Source organism: Mycobacterium sp. E3305 (genome assembly GCF_001666785.1).
In the GTDB taxonomy this organism is placed as follows: Bacteria; Actinomycetota; Actinomycetes; order Mycobacteriales; family Mycobacteriaceae; genus Mycobacterium.
Window position 1 is genome coordinate 1 of sequence record NZ_LZJA01000299.1, and the last position, 14,710, is coordinate 14,710.

The following is a 14,710-nucleotide window of genomic DNA, read 5'->3' on the forward strand; positions in this document are numbered from 1 at the left end:
AGATCGATTCCGAGGCGGCGCCGCATACCGCCCTGGGTCAGTTCGGTGACCCGGCGCAACCAGCGCTCGGCGCCGCCTCGGAATCGATCTCACCGATGTCGAGGGCCAGCGCGCGGAGATCGCCGCAACCGTCGCCGAAATCGCCGCGCTGCCAGTCGAGAAGCGGCAGGCGGCGCTCGCCGAGGCCGGGCTGCAGGCCCCGCACTGGCCGGCGCCGCACGGGCGTGGCGCGTCACCGGCCGAACAATTGCTCATCGATCAGGAGCTGGCGGCCGCCGGCGTGGTGCGCCCGGACTTGGTGATCGGCTGGTGGGCCGCGCCCACCATCCTCGAGCACGGCACACCGGAACAGATCGAGCGCTTCGTGCCGGGCACCCTGCGCGGCGAATTCCTTTGGTGCCAACTGTTTTCCGAGCCGGGAGCCGGCTCCGACCTGGCGTCGCTGCGCACCAAGGCGGTTCGTGCACCAGATTCCCAAGGCGGCTGGCTGCTCACCGGGCAGAAGGTGTGGACGTCGGCGGCCCACAAGGCCCGGTGGGGCGTGTGCCTGGCGCGCACCGACCCCGACGCCCCGAAGCACAAGGGCATCACCTACTTCCTGGTGGACATGCGCTCGCCGGGCATCGAGATCCGCCCGCTGCGTGAGATCACCGGTGACTCGCTGTTCAACGAGGTCTTCCTGGACAACGTGTTCGTGCCCGACGAGCTGGTGGTCGGCGCGGTGAACGACGGCTGGCGGCTGGCCCGGACCACGCTGGCCAACGAGCGGGTCGCGATGGCCACCGGCACCGCGCTGGGCAATCCGATGGAGGAGCTGCTCAAGGTGCTCGGCGAGCTCGACCTCGACGCCGCTCAGCAGGACCGGCTCGGGCGGTTGATCGTCATCGCCCAGACCGGCGCGCTGCTCGACCAGCGGATCGCCCAGCTCGCCGTCGGCGGACAGGACCCCGGGGCGCAGTCCAGCGTCCGCAAGCTCGTCGGCGTGCGCTATCGGCAGGCACTGGCCGAGTACATGATGGACGTCTCCGAGGGCGGCGGGCTGGTCCGCAACCACGCGGTGTACGACTTTCTCAACACCCGCTGCCTCACCATCGCCGGCGGCACCGAGCAGATCCTGCTCACCGTGGCCGCCGAGCGGCTCCTCGGCCTGCCCCGCTGACGGCTTTCGTCGAACCTTCGCCGAGATTGCCACCACGGTCGTGGATTGCCCGAAATCACGACCCTGGGCCCAATCTCGGCGACGGGGCAGCTAGGAGAACGTGGTCTGCGCGCAGGTGCTGGGCGAGGTGATGTTGACCCCGGGATAGACCACCTGGATGTGGGTGCAGACGATGACGTTGTTGTCGGTTTTGGGCTGACCGGTCTGCCAATCGGTGGAGTCGATGCGCCCGGTCGTCTGATACTTCTCCGGCGGACCCTCGCCGAAGTAGACCGTGGTGATCTCGTCGGACCCCATCGACTTCATCACCCGCTCGTGCTCACCGTTGGCGTGCGCGTCCAGGTAGGCCAGGCGGTTCGACGACCGGATCTCGGTGGTCTGCCGGGCCCAGAGGCCGTTCGGGAAGCCCGTCACCCCGTCGGGCGTCAGCATGTCCGCCCCGGCGGTGAAGTCGCAGTGGCCGTCGGCCTTGAAGCAGTTCAGGATGGTGCGCGTTTCGAGCTGGTTGGGCCCGTCGAGCGGGAACAGCGTGGTCGCGGTGTTGCTGGCCGCGCCGGCCGCCGGGGCGGGCAGCAACGCCAACGCCGACCCGATGACCGCACACCCGGTGATCAGTCGCTTCATGCTGCTCCCCTTTCGGTTCGCCAACCCTGAAGGTGAACCTAACCCCGCGACTATTCGTCGTAGGTGACTTCTACCGAATCAGATTCCGGGTGAGATTGACAGGCCAGGATCAGGCCGTCGTCGAGGTCCTGCTGCTCGAGCACGTCGTTGACCTCCATGCTGACCTTGCCGCTGCGCAAGGTGCACGCGCAGGCGCCGCAGTGGCCCTCGCGGCAGGAGAACGGCGCGTCCAGGCCCTTGGCCAGCAGGACGTCGAGCAGCTTGGCGTTGCGCGGCCACGACACGGTGTGGGTTTCGCCGTCGAGCTGCACCACCGCGGTGGCCGGCGGTGTGTCGCCCGGGGCGGTGTCGTCGATCTTCACCGCCGCGAACGGGTCGGAGTCCAGCGACTTGAACACCTCGATATGCACTTGCGCCGCAGGCACTTTCAGCGATTCCAGCGCTTCGCGGGCCGCGTTCATGAAGGGTCCGGGCCCGCAGATGTACACCGGCCGGCCGGTGTAGGGGGACGCGAGCCTCGCCAGCGCGGCCACGCTCGGCATCCCCTGCAGTGATTCCAGCCAGTGCACCACGGTGAGCCGGTCGGGGTACTTGGCGCACAGGTCGCGCAACGCGTCGGCGAAGATCACCGACTTGTCGTCGCGGTTGGCGTAGAGCAGCGTCACCTGGCCGCTGCCCTCGGCGAGGGCCGACTTGGCGATCGACATGATCGGGGTGATCCCGCTGCCCGCCGCCATCAACAGGAAGTCGTCGTCGAGCGTCTTGGGCACGAAGTTGCCCGATGGGGCCAGCACGTGGATCCGCATGCCCGCCCGCGCGTGCTCGCACAGCCAGTTGGACGCGTAGCCGTCCGCGGTCCGCTTGACCGTGACGGTCAGCGCGTCGTCGGTGAACGGGGAGCTGCACAGCGAGTAGCAGCGGGCCACCGAACCGGTGCGCTCGCTGGGGACGCGCAGCGTCAGGAACTGCCCGGGCGCGTAGCGCAGCCGCTCGGGCGGGATGTCGGGGTCGCCCGGCTCGGCGGGTACCGCGAACACCAGCGACCGCGCGTCGTCGGTCTCGGCGACGACCTCGGCGATCTGCAGTTCAAGGACATGGTCGCCGAGCGGCTCGTCGAGGTTGGCCTCGGCCAAGACCCTATCCTCCCTCTCGTTACAACTAGAACATGTTACAGAAAAGCCGATTCGTATCGCTACCAGCCGCAGGAATACCCTGCTCGACACAAATCGGAACGTGTTCTAGTCTCTGGTGTAAGCCCGCTGAGTAAGTCTGGCCCAGGAGGCAAACTTAAGTGACGTCCATTCAACAACGTGACGCGCAGTCGGTTTTGGCCGGCATCGACGATCTGCTGCCGCGGATTCGGGAGCGCGCTCAGGCGACGGAGGATTTGCGGCGGCTGCCCGACGAGACCGTCCAGGAACTGCAGGACATCGGCTTCTTCACGCTGCTGCAGCCCGAGCAGTGGGGCGGCTTGCAGTGCGATCCGGGCCTGTTCTACGAGGCCGTGCGGCGGCTCGCCAGCGCGTGCGGGTCCACCGGCTGGGTGAGTTCGATCATCGGCGTGCACAACTGGCACCTGGCGCTGTTCGACCAGCAGGCCCAGGAGGAAGTCTGGGGCGACGACGCGAACGTGCGGGTCTCGTCGTCGTATGCGCCGATGGGCGCCGGCGTGGTGACCGATGGCGGCTACCTGGTCAACGGTTCGTGGAACTGGTCGTCGGGATGCGACCACGCCACGTGGGCCTTCCTCGGCGGTCCGGTGATCAAAGACGGCCGCCCGGTCGACTTCGGCAGCTTCCTGATCCCGCGCAGTGAGTACCGCATCGACGACGTCTGGCATGTCGTCGGCCTGCGCGGCACGGGCAGCAACACGGTGGTGGTCAAGGACGTCTTCGTGCCCCGGCACCGGTTCCTGTCCTACAAGGCGATGAACGACGGCACCGCCGGCGGGTACCAGACCAACACCGCCCCGGTGTACAAGATGCCTTGGGGCACAATGCATCCCACCACCATCTCTGCGCCGATCGTCGGCATGGCCTACGGCGCGTACGACGCGCACGTGGAGCACCAGGGCAAGCGGGTGCGCGCGGCGTTCGCCGGGGAGAAGGCCAAGGACGACCCGTTCGCCAAGGTGCGCATCGCCGAGGCGGCCAGTGACATCGACGCGGCGTGGCGCCAGTTGAGCGGCAACGTCGCCGACGAATACGCGTTGCTGTCCGCGGGCAAGGAGATCCCGTTCGAGCTGCGCGCCCGCGCGCGCCGTGACCAGGTGCGCGCGACCGGGCGGGCGATCGCTTCGATCGACCGGCTGTTCGAGGCTTCGGGCGCGACCGCGCTGGGCAACGATCAACCGGTGCAACGGTTCTGGCGTGACGCGCACGCCGGCCGGGTGCACGCGGCCAACGACCCCGAGCGGGCTTACCAGATCTTCGGGAACAACGAGTTCGGGTTGCCGCCGGGCGACACGATGGTCTAGGCCGTGCGCCGGCGACGATGCAGAGCGTAAGAGCGACGCGGGGACCCCACCCGCTTGCGGGGGAGAGGAGCGGCGCTGAATGACGGCCACGACCGAACAGCTGACGTTCGACTCGACTTCGCGATTCGCCGAAGTCGACGTCGACGGGCCGCTGAAGCTGCACTATCACGAGGCCGGGGTCGGCAACGATCAGACGGTGGTGCTGTTGCATGGCGGGGGTCCAGGCGCGGCGAGCTGGACCAACTTCTCGCGCAACATTCCGGTGCTGGCGCAGCGATTTCACGTGCTGGCCGTCGACCAGCCCGGCTACGGGCTCTCCGACAAGCGCGCCGAACACGGGCAGTTCAACCACTACGCCGCGCGGGCCCTCAAGGGGCTCTTCGACCAGCTCGGGCTGGGACGCGTTCCGCTGGTTGGCAATTCGCTCGGCGGGGGCACCGCGGTTCGGTTCGCCCTCGACTACCCGGACCGGGCGGGCCGGCTGGTGTTGATGGGGCCCGGTGGGCTGAGCATCAACCTGTTCGCCCCCGACCCGACCGAGGGCGTCAAGCGACTGGGCAAGTTCTCCGCCGAACCCACCCGGGAGAACCTCGAGGCGTTCCTGCGGGTCATGGTCTACGACCAGAAGCTGATCACGCCCGAACTGATCGACGAGCGGTTCGTGCTGGCCAGCACGCCGGAATCGCTGATGGCGACCCGCGCGATGGGAATGTCCTTCGCGGGGGCCGATTTCGAGCTCGGGATGATGTGGCGCGAGGTGCACCGGCTGCGCCAGCCCGTGCTGTTGATCTGGGGTCGCGAGGACCGGGTCAACCCGCTGGACGGCGCGCTGGTCGCGCTGAAGACCATTCCGCGTGCGCAGCTCCACGTTTTCGGGCAGTGTGGGCACTGGGCGCAGGTGGAGAAGTTCGACGAGTTCAACAAGTTGACCGTCGATTTCCTGGGAGGTGCGTGATGAGCATCCGTTCGCTGGGCTACCTGCGCATCGAGGCCACCGACATGGCGGCCTGGCGTGAATACGGCCTGAAGGTGCTCGGCATGGTCGAGGGCAAAGGCAACACCGAGGGCGCGCTTTACCTGCGCATGGACGACTTCCCGGCCCGGCTGGTGATCGTGCCCGGCGAGCGCGACCACCTGATGGAGGCCGGCTGGGAGTGCGCCAATGCCGAAGGACTGCAAGAGATTCGGAACCGACTTGACGTCGAGGGCGTGCCCTACAAGGAGGCCACCGCCGCCGAGTTGGCGGATCGCCGGGTCGCCGAGATGATCCGGTTCGCCGACCCGTCCGGCAACTGCCTGGAGGTGTTTCACGGCGTCGCGCTGGAGCACCGGCGCGTGGTCAGCCCGTACGGGCACAAGTTCGTCACCGGTGAGCAGGGCCTGGGACACGTGGTGTTGTCCACCCGCGACGACGACGAGGCGTTGCACTTCTACCGGGACGTGCTCGGCTTCAAGCTGCGCGACTCGATGCGAATGCCGCCCCAGGTGGTGGGCCGGCCCGCCGACGGCGCGCCCGCGTGGCTGCGGTTCTTCGGCTGCAACCCGCGGCACCACAGCCTGGCCTTCCTGCCGCTGCCGACGCCCAGTGGCATCGTGCACCTGATGATGGAGGTCGAGAACGCCGACGACGTGGGTCTGTGCCTGGACCGGGCGCTGCGCCGCAAGGTGCCCATGTCGGCCACCCTGGGCCGCCACGTCAACGACCTGATGCTGTCGTTCTACATGAAGACGCCCGGCGGGTTCGACGTCGAATTCGGCTGCGAGGGAAGGCAAGTGGAGGACGACGACTGGGTCGCCCGGGAAAGCACGGCCGTGAGTTTGTGGGGCCACGACTTCACGGTCGGCGCCCGCGGGTAATCATGTCGGCGCCGATCGATCCGCGGGCCTTCCGGCAGGTGCTGGGCCAGTTCTGCACCGGCATCACGATCATCACCACGGTGCACGACGAGGTCCCGGTCGGCTTTGCCTGCCAGTCGTTCGCCGCCCTGTCGCTGGATCCGCCGCTGGTGCTGTTCTGCCCGACCAAGGTGTCGCGGTCCTGGCAGGCCATCGAGGCCAGCGGCCGGTTCTGCGTCAACGTGTTGACCGAGAAGCAGAAGAACGTTTCCGCGCGTTTCGGCTCGAAGGAGCCGGACAAGTTCGCCGGAATCGACTGGCACGCCTCGGAACTCGGCTCGCCGATCATCGACGGGTCGCTGGCCTACATCGACTGCAAGGTGGCGTCCGTGCACGACGGTGGCGACCATTTCGTGGTCTTCGGCGCGGTGCAGTCGTTGTCGGAGGCGCCCAAGATCAAGCCGCGCCCGCTGCTGTTCTATCGCGGGGAGTACACCGGCATCGAACCGGACAAGACGACGCCGGCGCAGTGGCGTGACGACCTGGAGGCGTTTCTCACCGCCACCACTCAGGACACCTGGCTCTAAGCCGTTCCGCGGTACGTTTCGTGCCGGACGCCCTCGACGTCCGCCGTCGGGTCGTGCGCCTCCGAGGACCGCGCGATGTCGGGATCGTCATGCTTATCCGCGGGCTTCGCATCGGTTTCCGGGTGCAGTTCGTCGGCGCGCTTCAACTGCTCCTGCAGTTGCTCTCGCGACGCCGCGACCTCGCTTTGATGGTTGGCCGCCCGTTCCTGCAGCCGGGCGGCCTCCGCCGCCTTGGCCTCCGCCTCGGCCTGGGCCGCGCGGGCCTTGGCGGCCGTCTCCTGGGCCAGGGCCTCGCGGCGTTCGACCTTCGCGGTCTCCAGCTTGGCCTGTTCGCGGATCTCCTCCGCCTGCCGTTGCCGGCGTTGGCGTCGCACCCTGGTGAGCGCGACGACGACGGCCAGAATTACAAAGACCGCCGCGGCGGCGACCACGAGCCAGATAGCGGTGCTGTTCATCATGGGCTCCCATCAGATCGGTTTTCGCCTGGCGCTGGGCCTGGCTCGTAGTGGGATCCCCCTATCTGGCGTAGGTAAAACAACCGGCTGGATCGGCCAGGCTTCGGCCGGGTGACCTTGGCCTCTACCCGGCGGCACCGGGGCGCCGCGAGGATGAGTCGCGCAGGGCCGGCGCCGTACAACCAGTCGACGGCGCGTCGCCGCTCGCTCATCGGCGACCGCTACATGAAGTCCAGCGCCTCGACCGTCGCGATCGGGCCCTCGTGGGTCGGGCGGTTCGCGCCGCCGATGCAGTAGACGGTGTTGCCGACCGTCGCCACCACCTCGGCGTGACGCGCGGTGGGCATCGGGGCCAGGGTGCTCCACTTGGCGTCGGCGATGTCGTACATCTCGACGACGTTCAGGACCATCGTCGGTTCCTCGCCGCCCACCACCACGATGCGGCCGTCGATGTAGGTCGCGCCGTAACTCCCGCGCGGGGTCGGCATGCCCACCAACTTGGTCCAGGCGCCCGATTGGGGATCGAACCGCTCATTCGCCGCGGAGTTCTTGTCGGCGGAGAGGAACCGCCCGCCGATGGCGTACACGTAGGTGCCGTCCGACACCGCGGCCAGGTGTTCGCGGGGGGTCGGCATGTCGGCGGCGTCCTTCCACGAGTTGCCGTCGAAGACCTCGGTCTGCGGGACGAGCTGTTTGGCGTTCTGCCCGCCCACTACGACCAGTTGGTCGCCCACCACGGCGGCGGCCGGGGCCGCGCGTGGGTGCGTGAGATGTGGCAGCTCAACCCAATTGCCGCCGCGCAGCGCGAACACCTTGTCGGACGCGTCGGCGAGTTGATCGCTCGCTCCGCCGAGCACCACCACCTCGTCGCGGTATGTCGCCGCCGCCGCGTGATGCAGCGGGATCGGCAGCGGCGGCCCGGTCTGCCAAACGCCGGTGTGCGGGTCATAGCTCTCGACGGTCTGCAACGCCGTGCCGTTCCGCAAGCCACCCAGAATCCAGATCTTGTCGCCCTGCACGGCCCACGCCATCATCAGCCGGGGCGTCGGCGCGTCCGGCAGCGAGCGCCACTGCGACGCCGGCTGGATCCGGCGGGCCGGCAGCTTCAGCGCTTCCGCCGACGAGGTGAGCTGGCCGTCGCCGACGGCGGTCGACCCGCCGATCGCGTACACGGACTTCTCCACCGCGTCGACGGCCATGCCGTGCCGCGCCGTCGTCATATCGGGCAATCCGGACCAGGTCTTCGTCATCAGGTCGAACGCGGCGACGGTCTTGAGCACTTGGCCCGAGGAGACGCCCCCAACCGCGACCAGGCGCCCGTCCACGATCGCCACCCCGAGGTCGCTGCGCGGCTGGCTCAGCGGGGGCAGCGGCGCCCAGCTCTTGGCGGCAGGGTCGTAGGCCTCGACCGCCGGCAGGTCGGCGGTGCCGTTAATGCCGCCCACCGCATAAACCAGCTTCCCGTCCGAAGCCGCCGCCAGCAGCTGCCGCGGGGTCGGGATCGGTGCACCGAGGCTCCAGGCGTTGCCGTCGAACACCTCGGTGGTGTTCAGCAGCGCGCCGGACGCGTCGACACCGCCGGTGACGACCAGGCGGTCACCGACCACGGCCGCCGCCGCGGCCGCGCGGGGCTGCAGCAGGTGCGGAAGCTCCACCCAGCGGCTGTTGATGACCCGCCAAACCTGGTCGGACGCAACCTTTTTGCCGCCTTCAGATTTCCAGCCGCCGAGCACGACCGGGTTTCCCTGCCAGGTGACGGCCATCGCGTGCGACACCGCGACAGGTAGGTCGTCGCCGCCCTTCCAGCTGTCGATGACGGGGTCGTAGCCCTCCTGCAGTCCGGTGGGGGCGCCGTCGCTGCGGACTCCACCGAAGATCCAGATCGTGCCGTCGGCCTGCGTGGTGGCCGCGGCGTCCCGCGAAATTCGGGCGTTGGTGATCGGTTTCCACTGCATGGGCGGCTGCGCGGTCGGCTGGCCGGAACCGCCTCGGGAACCGGCTTTCTTGTCGGGTGAGAGTGCGAAATAGAGGCCGCCGACGACCAACAGCAGGACCGCAGCGAGCGCGCCGGCCGTCAGCGCGATGCGATTCCGCTTCTTGCCCGGTTCCGTGAACCACGCGGCCGCCCGTGCCCCCGGGCCCCGTGGCGGCCCCTGGGCGCCGCCGGCCCGGGTCGGCGGCGCGGCGGCTTGGGGTGGCCGCGCCGTGGGCTGCGTTGACGACGCTTGTGCGGCGCGCAGCAAGCTGGCAGCCTCGGGCAATTCGGCCGGGCTCGCCTGCGGAAAAGGCGCGGTCTCCCGCGCGTGTTCGCGATCGATCGGGGCGCTGATCGCCGAGGTCGGGTCGTCGTGCGCGGCCGGCAACCGCGGTGGCGGGGGCATGCTCGACGTGTCGAGGGCCGATGGGTGCGCCACCTCGCTGTGCGGCCCGGGCGGCGCCGCATGCCCAACGTCCGTCGCCACGGCCGAGGCGCGTCCGGTGATGGCCATCGCGTCGGGTTTCAGGCCGTTGCGGCGCTGGGCGGCCTGCAGTTCGCGGCCGAACTCCTCGGCCGAGGCGGGCCGCAAGGCCGGGTCGATCGACATCGCCTTCTCGATCGCCGAGCACACCGCGTCCGGGATGCCGTCGGGCCGCATATCCGGGACTCCGGTGGTGCTGATCCGCAGATATTGCGCGATCAGGTCCTCGCCCTTCTTGCGCTCGTGCGCGGCGTTGCCCGCGATGAGCGCGTAGAGCGTCGCGCCAAGCGAATACATGTCGGAGGCCACCGTGGCCGGATTGCCGGTCATCACCTCCGGCGCAGTGAAGTCGATGGTGCCGGAGAAGAATCCGGTCGCGGTCTCGTAACCGCCTTCGATGTGGGCGATTCCGAAATCACTCAATTGGGGCTCGCCGTAATCATTTACGAGAATGTTGGCGGGCTTTATGTCGCGGTGCAGAGTTCCGGTCCGATGCGCGGTTTCCAGTGCGCCGCAGAGCTTCACACCGATGTGCAAGGCTTCGGGCCACGGGACCGGCCCCTCCCGGCGCAGCCGGACGGCCAGCGAATCCGCCGAGTGGTAGGGCATCACGATGTACGGCTTACCGCTGCCGGTGACGCCGACCCGCAGGATGTTGACGATGTTCGGATGCCCGGAGAGCCCGCCCATCGCGTAGCCCTCGCGAAGGAAGCGCTCGCGGCTGTCGTCGTCGATGTGTGACGGCAGCACCTTGACGGCGACATTTCGTCCGAGGGCGGTCTCATAGCAGCAGTAGATGACCCCGGCCCCGCCACGAGCTACCTGTCGCGCATCCTCGAACCCCGCGGCCGCCAGCTCCGCGGCGATGCCGCTCGGTACCGGGGCGACACTCTCGGGCCGTGGCTCATCAGGCATTTGCTGGCGCTCAACCCTCCGCGAAGTATGTGATTGGCGAGGTCAAGATTAGCGCTCAGAACCTCACGGATGTGCTTTTCGGGCAACCTTCGTCGGCTTGTGGGGCGGCGGCGCTCACGCCTCGATGGTCGGGGGGCCTTCATACGGCCGTTGCAGCGCGGCGAATTCGGGAACTGCGGCCATGGTGAGCACGGCCTCAAGCAGCCGAACACCGCCCGGTCCCTTCAGTGTTCGGGTGAGCACCGGTCCGGAGAACGCGTGGCCGTCGACCGCGATGATCGGGCTGCCGGCCTCATCGCCCAGGGTGTCTTGGCTGACCCGGTGCGCCCGCTTGACCGCCTCGTCCAAGCCGCTGTCGTCCTGCGCGTCGGCAAGGCTTTCCGCCAGGCCGTTCTCGGCGAGGGCTTCGCGGACCGCGGGTGCGGTCAGCTCCTCGCCGTCGACGTGGATGCGACGGCCAATCGAGTCGTAGAGGCCAGCGAACGCTTCCGGCCCCCGCTCGCCGACGGCGGCGGCGAACAGCCGTCCCACCCGCGTCGACCGCTCCATCATGTGTTGCTGTTGGTCGTCGCCGTCCCGACCTTCGTTGAGGACCGCCAGGCTCATCTGCCGCAGGGTAACGGGCGTTCCCGTCGCCTGCCCGGCGTCGATCAGCCAGCGGGCGGTCACCCAGGAGAACGGACAGACGGGGTCGAGATAGAGGTCGACATCGGCCACGGCTCCTCCTTCGATCCAAGGCTTGGGGCTACCGAGCGGCATACCCGCTACCGGCCGTCGCACGCCTGCCGATGACCTGCCAGCAGAATGGCCGTATGACGCTGAACCTGGACGAGTACTTCGAGCGGATCGGTTATCGCGGCGCCACGGCACCCAATCTCGAGGTCCTGCAGGCTTTGGTGAGCGCCCACACCAAAGCGATCCCGTTCGAGAACCTCGATCCGGTGATGGGGGTTCCGGTCGACGACCTGGGTCCGGGCGCCCTCTCCCGCAAGCTCGTTCAGCGGGGCCGCGGCGGCTTTTGCTACGAGCACAACGGATTGATGGGCTACGTGCTCACCGAACTCGGCTTTCGGGTGCGGCGCCTGGCCGGTCGGGTGGTATGGATGCGGCCGCCCGATGCGCCGTCGTCGCCGCCGCAGACACACACCGTGTTGGCGGTGACGTTCCCCGGCTCCCACGGTTCATACCTGGTCGACGTCGGCTTCGGCGGGCAGACACCCCCCTCGCCGCTGCGGATCGAGACGGGCACCGTGCAGCAGACGACGCACGAGCCCTACCGGCTGGAGGACCGCGGCGACGGGCTGGTGCTGCAGGCCCAGATTCGGGGCGAGTGGCAGCCGCTCTACGAGTTCAGCACCCGGACCGCGCCCGACATCGACCTGGCGGTGGGCAGCTGGTACGTCTCGACGCACCCGTCGTCGCATTTCGTCACCGGCCTGACGGCCGCGCGCGTAACCGACGACGCCCGGCTGAACCTGGCCGGCCGGAACCTCGCCATTCACCGCGCCGATGCCAGCGAGAAGATCCGCCTCAACGACGCCGCGGCGGTGGTCGACACCCTCAGGGACCGGTTCGGCCTCAACGTGTCCGACGTGGGCGAGCGCGGCGCGCTCGAGGCGCGCCTCGACAAGATCCTGGACGCTTAGATCCAGGACCCGATTCGCCGTAGGGCCTCTTCGATGTCGCCCGTGGGCCCGGCGAACGACAGCCGGACGAACGAATCGCCGTGGGTGGTGTCGAAATCGATCCCCGGGGCGATGGCAACGCCGGTGTCGCTCAACAGTTTCGAGCAGAACGCGGTCGAGTCTTTGGTGAGTTCGGAGACGTCGGCGTAGACGTAGAACGCCCCGTCGGTGGGTGCGAGCCGGTCGATGCCGATGCGGCGCAGCCCGTCCAGCAGCAGGGCACGGTTGGTCGCGTAGTGGTGCAGGTTGCCGTCGGCCTCGGCCGTCGACTCCGGCGTGAACGCCGCAACGGCGGCGAGCTGCGACAGCACCGGCGGGCAGATGGTGAAGTTTCCGGTCAGCCGATCCACGGCGCGCAGCAGCGCCTGTGGCACCAGCATCCAGCCCAGCCGCCAGCCCGTCATCGCGTAGTACTTGGAAAAGCTGTTGACCACCACGGCGTCTCGGGATGTCTGCCAGGCGCAGCTGGTCTGCGGCGCCCCCTCGTAGACCAGGCCGTGGTAGACCTCGTCGCTGATCAACCGCACGCCCGACGCCTCGCACCACGCTGCGATCGCGGCCAGCTCGGCCGGCGCGATCACCGTCCCGGTGGGATTGGCCGGGCTGGCCACGATCACGCCGTGGGGCGGCGGGTCGAGTTCTTCGAGCATCTGCACGGTGGGCTGGAAGCGGGTCTGTGGTCCACACGGGATCTCGACCACCTCGCACCCCAAGGCGGACAGGATGTTTCGATAACACGGGTAACCGGGACTGGCCAACGCGACCCGGTCGCCCGCGTCGAAGCACGCCAGGAACGCGAGCAAAAATCCGCCGGACGAGCCGGTGGTCAACACCACGTCGTCGGGCTCGACCCGAAGCCCGTGCTGGCGTTGATAATCCGCGGCGATCGCCGCGCGCAGCTCCGGAATGCCCAGCGTCACCGTGTAACCCAGCTCGTTGCCGTGCAGGGCGGCGGCCGCCGCGGCGCGTACCGGCTCGGGCGCTCCGACGCTGGGCTGACCGGCCGACAGGTTCACCAGGTCGCCGTGGCTGCGCTGGCGCTCGGCGGCGGCCAGCCACACGTCCATCACATAGAACGGCGGGATGGCGGCGCGCCGCGCGACGTGGTCGTTCACGACGGTTCGAGCACCTCCGCTTCCAGTCGCGCGAGAACCTCCTGCGTTGTGCTGAGCAGGTGGGCGGTGCCATGGGCGCGCTTGAAATACAGGTGCATGTCGTGTTCCCAGGTGATCGCGATTCCGCCGTGCAGTTGGATGCCTTCGGCGGCCGCGTTGCACAACGCCTCGGTGGCGGCCAGGCGCGCGGTGGCCGCATTGGTCGGGGTGGGTTCGTCGCAGGCCTCCGCCACGACGGCCTTCGCCGCGGCGATCGTGACGTACAGATCGGCCATCCGGTGCTTGAGCGCCTGGAAGCTGCCGATGGGCCGGCCGAATTGCACTCTGTTCTTGGCGTATTCGACGGTCAGCTGCAGGCAGCGTTCGGCGGCGCCGATCTGCTCGGCGGCCAGCAGGATGGCCGCGGTGTCGGCGAGGCCGGGGTCGGTGCCGATGGGTTCGGTGTCCTCGGGCGTGACCCGGGCGAGCCGCCGGGTCGGGTCCATGGTGACGGCCGGTTCCGCGGAGAACCGGGTCCACCGGGTCAGCTGGCCGTCGGTGGCGGCGACGACGACGTCGGCGGTGTCGCCGTTGACGACGTAGTCGGCGTCGAAAACCAGCGCGCCGATCGAGGTGCCGTCGGCGAGGCCGCCCAACGTCTCGGCATCCGGCTCCGGCGCGCTCAGCAGCGCCAGCTCCGCCAGCGTGGTGCCCAGCAGCGGCGAGGGCACCAGCGCCCGGCCCAGTTCCTGCAAAACTGTTGCGGCGTCGGCCAATTCACCGCCCGCGCCGCCCAGCTCCTCGGGGATGACCAGCGCGGCGGCTCCCACCTGCTCACACAGCAGCTGCCACAGCGACTCGTCGTAGCCGCGCTCGGAGTCCATCGCGGCGCGCACCGCCGCCGGGTTGGCGTGCTTGGCCACCAGGGCCGCGACGGTCTCCCGCAGCATCTCCCGTTCTTCACTCATGAGCACCGCTCCTGTTCGTCGCTCCTCCGCATCACTGCGTTGTGCATCGTCGCGACGCGGCTGATGGCGCCGCTCCTCCGCATCACTGCGTTCTGCGTCGTCGCGACGCGGGTCGTCACAGCGCCTCCAGCACTCGCCGCCGATGCGCCTCGGGAGTACCCCAGGCCGAACGCAATGCTTGCACGCGTAGTAGCCAAAGCGACAAATCATTTTCCTGGGTGAAGCCGATCGCGCCATGGGTCTGCAGCGCCGACCGCGCCGCCAGCAGGCCCGCCTCGGCCGCCGCCGCCTTGGCCGCGCTGACATCGCGGGGCTCCATCGACAGGGCCGCGCCGTACAACAGCGGCCGGGCGAGCTCGATCGCGATGTGCACGTCGGCGAGCTTGTGCTTGATCGCCTGATAGGAACCGATCACCCGGCCGAACTGGGCGCGCTGCTTGGCGTAGTCGACG

Annotated in this window: 13 protein-coding genes and 1 pseudogene; 6 read left to right on the forward strand and 8 right to left on the reverse strand. The window is 68.9% G+C overall.

Annotated elements, in window-relative coordinates:
* Window positions 1–67: 67 nt before the first annotated feature.
* Window positions 68–1,159: pseudogene (locus A5701_RS26075) on the forward strand (acyl-CoA dehydrogenase family protein); the annotation flags it as partial.
* A gap of 90 nt (window positions 1,160–1,249) precedes the next feature.
* Here A5701_RS26075 and A5701_RS26080 read toward each other — a convergent pair.
* Together A5701_RS26080 and A5701_RS26085 are read right to left on the reverse strand one after the other, a co-directional pair.
* A complete protein-coding gene (locus tag A5701_RS26080) occupies window positions 1,250–1,783 on the reverse strand; it encodes a hypothetical protein (protein ID WP_067761004.1) in 534 nt (177 codons plus the stop codon).
* 50 nt (window positions 1,784–1,833) lie between these two features.
* A complete protein-coding gene (locus A5701_RS26085) occupies window positions 1,834–2,916 on the reverse strand; it encodes a ferredoxin--NADP reductase (protein WP_067761006.1) in 1,083 nt (360 codons plus the stop codon).
* Between the two features lie 158 nt (window positions 2,917–3,074).
* Between A5701_RS26085 and hsaA the strand changes: the two genes are divergently transcribed.
* From hsaA to hsaB, 4 genes are all read left to right on the forward strand, one after another.
* On the forward strand, window positions 3,075–4,259 hold the full coding sequence (hsaA, locus tag A5701_RS26090; protein WP_067761008.1) for a 3-hydroxy-9,10-secoandrosta-1,3,5(10)-triene-9,17-dione monooxygenase oxygenase subunit: 1,185 nt from the start codon (window positions 3,075–3,077) through the stop codon (window positions 4,257–4,259).
* A 79-nt stretch (window positions 4,260–4,338) separates the two neighbouring features.
* Window positions 4,339–5,214, forward strand: coding sequence for a 4,5:9,10-diseco-3-hydroxy-5,9,17-trioxoandrosta-1(10),2-diene-4-oate hydrolase (gene hsaD, locus A5701_RS26095; RefSeq protein WP_067761015.1), 876 nt, complete (start codon window positions 4,339–4,341; stop codon window positions 5,212–5,214).
* Entirely contained in the window at window positions 5,214–6,116 is a 903-nt protein-coding gene (hsaC, locus tag A5701_RS26100; RefSeq protein WP_067761017.1) for an iron-dependent extradiol dioxygenase HsaC, read from the forward strand. The genes hsaD and hsaC overlap by 1 nt, the downstream gene beginning before the upstream one ends.
* A 2-nt stretch (window positions 6,117–6,118) precedes the next feature.
* Window positions 6,119–6,682, forward strand: coding sequence for a 3-hydroxy-9,10-secoandrosta-1,3,5(10)-triene-9,17-dione monooxygenase reductase subunit (hsaB, locus tag A5701_RS26105; protein WP_067761019.1), 564 nt, complete (start codon window positions 6,119–6,121; stop codon window positions 6,680–6,682).
* On the opposite strand, the gene A5701_RS26110 is transcribed toward hsaB, so the two are convergent.
* From A5701_RS26110 to A5701_RS26120, 3 genes are all read right to left on the reverse strand, one after another.
* Window positions 6,679–7,137, reverse strand: coding sequence for a hypothetical protein (locus tag A5701_RS26110; RefSeq protein WP_231968758.1), 459 nt, complete (start codon window positions 7,135–7,137; stop codon window positions 6,679–6,681). The genes hsaB and A5701_RS26110 overlap by 4 nt on opposite strands.
* A 221-nt stretch (window positions 7,138–7,358) precedes the next feature.
* Window positions 7,359–10,511: a serine/threonine-protein kinase gene (locus A5701_RS26115; RefSeq protein WP_067761023.1), complete on the reverse strand. Its 3,153-nt coding sequence runs from the start codon at window positions 10,509–10,511 to the stop codon at window positions 7,359–7,361.
* A gap of 114 nt (window positions 10,512–10,625) precedes the next feature.
* Window positions 10,626–11,228 (reverse strand): disulfide bond formation protein DsbA, encoded by a 603-nt coding sequence (locus A5701_RS26120; protein WP_067761026.1) that lies wholly within the window; start codon window positions 11,226–11,228, stop codon window positions 10,626–10,628.
* A gap of 95 nt (window positions 11,229–11,323) precedes the next feature.
* On the opposite strand from A5701_RS26120, the gene A5701_RS26125 reads away from it, so the two are divergent.
* A complete protein-coding gene (locus tag A5701_RS26125; RefSeq protein WP_067761027.1) occupies window positions 11,324–12,157 on the forward strand; it encodes an arylamine N-acetyltransferase in 834 nt (277 codons plus the stop codon).
* Here A5701_RS26125 and A5701_RS26130 read toward each other — a convergent pair.
* From A5701_RS26130 to A5701_RS26140, 3 genes are all read right to left on the reverse strand, one after another.
* Window positions 12,154–13,311 carry a pyridoxal phosphate-dependent aminotransferase gene (locus A5701_RS26130; protein WP_067761031.1) on the reverse strand — a complete coding sequence of 386 codons (1,158 nt, stop codon included), beginning with the start codon at window positions 13,309–13,311 and terminating at the stop codon, window positions 12,154–12,156. The two genes, A5701_RS26125 and A5701_RS26130, sit on opposite strands and share 4 nt — an antisense overlap.
* The gene (locus A5701_RS26135) at window positions 13,308–14,258 is read right to left on the reverse strand and encodes an acyl-CoA dehydrogenase family protein (protein ID WP_067761032.1); all 951 of its coding nucleotides are present in this window, start codon (window positions 14,256–14,258) and stop codon (window positions 13,308–13,310) included. Before A5701_RS26135 ends, A5701_RS26130 begins: the two co-directional genes overlap by 4 nt.
* A 115-nt stretch (window positions 14,259–14,373) precedes the next feature.
* Window positions 14,374–14,710 (reverse strand): acyl-CoA dehydrogenase family protein (locus A5701_RS26140; protein ID WP_255369102.1); only part of this gene is annotated, 337 nt, incomplete at its 5' end.

Coding starts and splice junctions, on each gene's coding strand:
- A5701_RS26080 (WP_067761004.1), bottom strand. CDS start 1,783: ATGAAGCGACTGATCACCGGGTGTGCGGTCATCGGGTCGGCGTTGGCG.
- hsaD (WP_067761015.1), top strand. CDS start 4,339: ATGACGGCCACGACCGAACAGCTGACGTTCGACTCGACTTCGCGATTC.
- hsaC (WP_067761017.1), top strand. CDS start 5,214: ATGAGCATCCGTTCGCTGGGCTACCTGCGCATCGAGGCCACCGACATG.
- hsaB (WP_067761019.1), top strand. CDS start 6,119: ATGTCGGCGCCGATCGATCCGCGGGCCTTCCGGCAGGTGCTGGGCCAG.
- A5701_RS26110 (WP_231968758.1), bottom strand. CDS start 7,137: ATGAACAGCACCGCTATCTGGCTCGTGGTCGCCGCCGCGGCGGTCTTT.
- A5701_RS26115 (WP_067761023.1), bottom strand. CDS start 10,511: ATGCCTGATGAGCCACGGCCCGAGAGTGTCGCCCCGGTACCGAGCGGC.
- A5701_RS26125 (WP_067761027.1), top strand. CDS start 11,324: ATGACGCTGAACCTGGACGAGTACTTCGAGCGGATCGGTTATCGCGGC.
- A5701_RS26135 (WP_067761032.1), bottom strand. CDS start 14,258: ATGAGTGAAGAACGGGAGATGCTGCGGGAGACCGTCGCGGCCCTGGTG.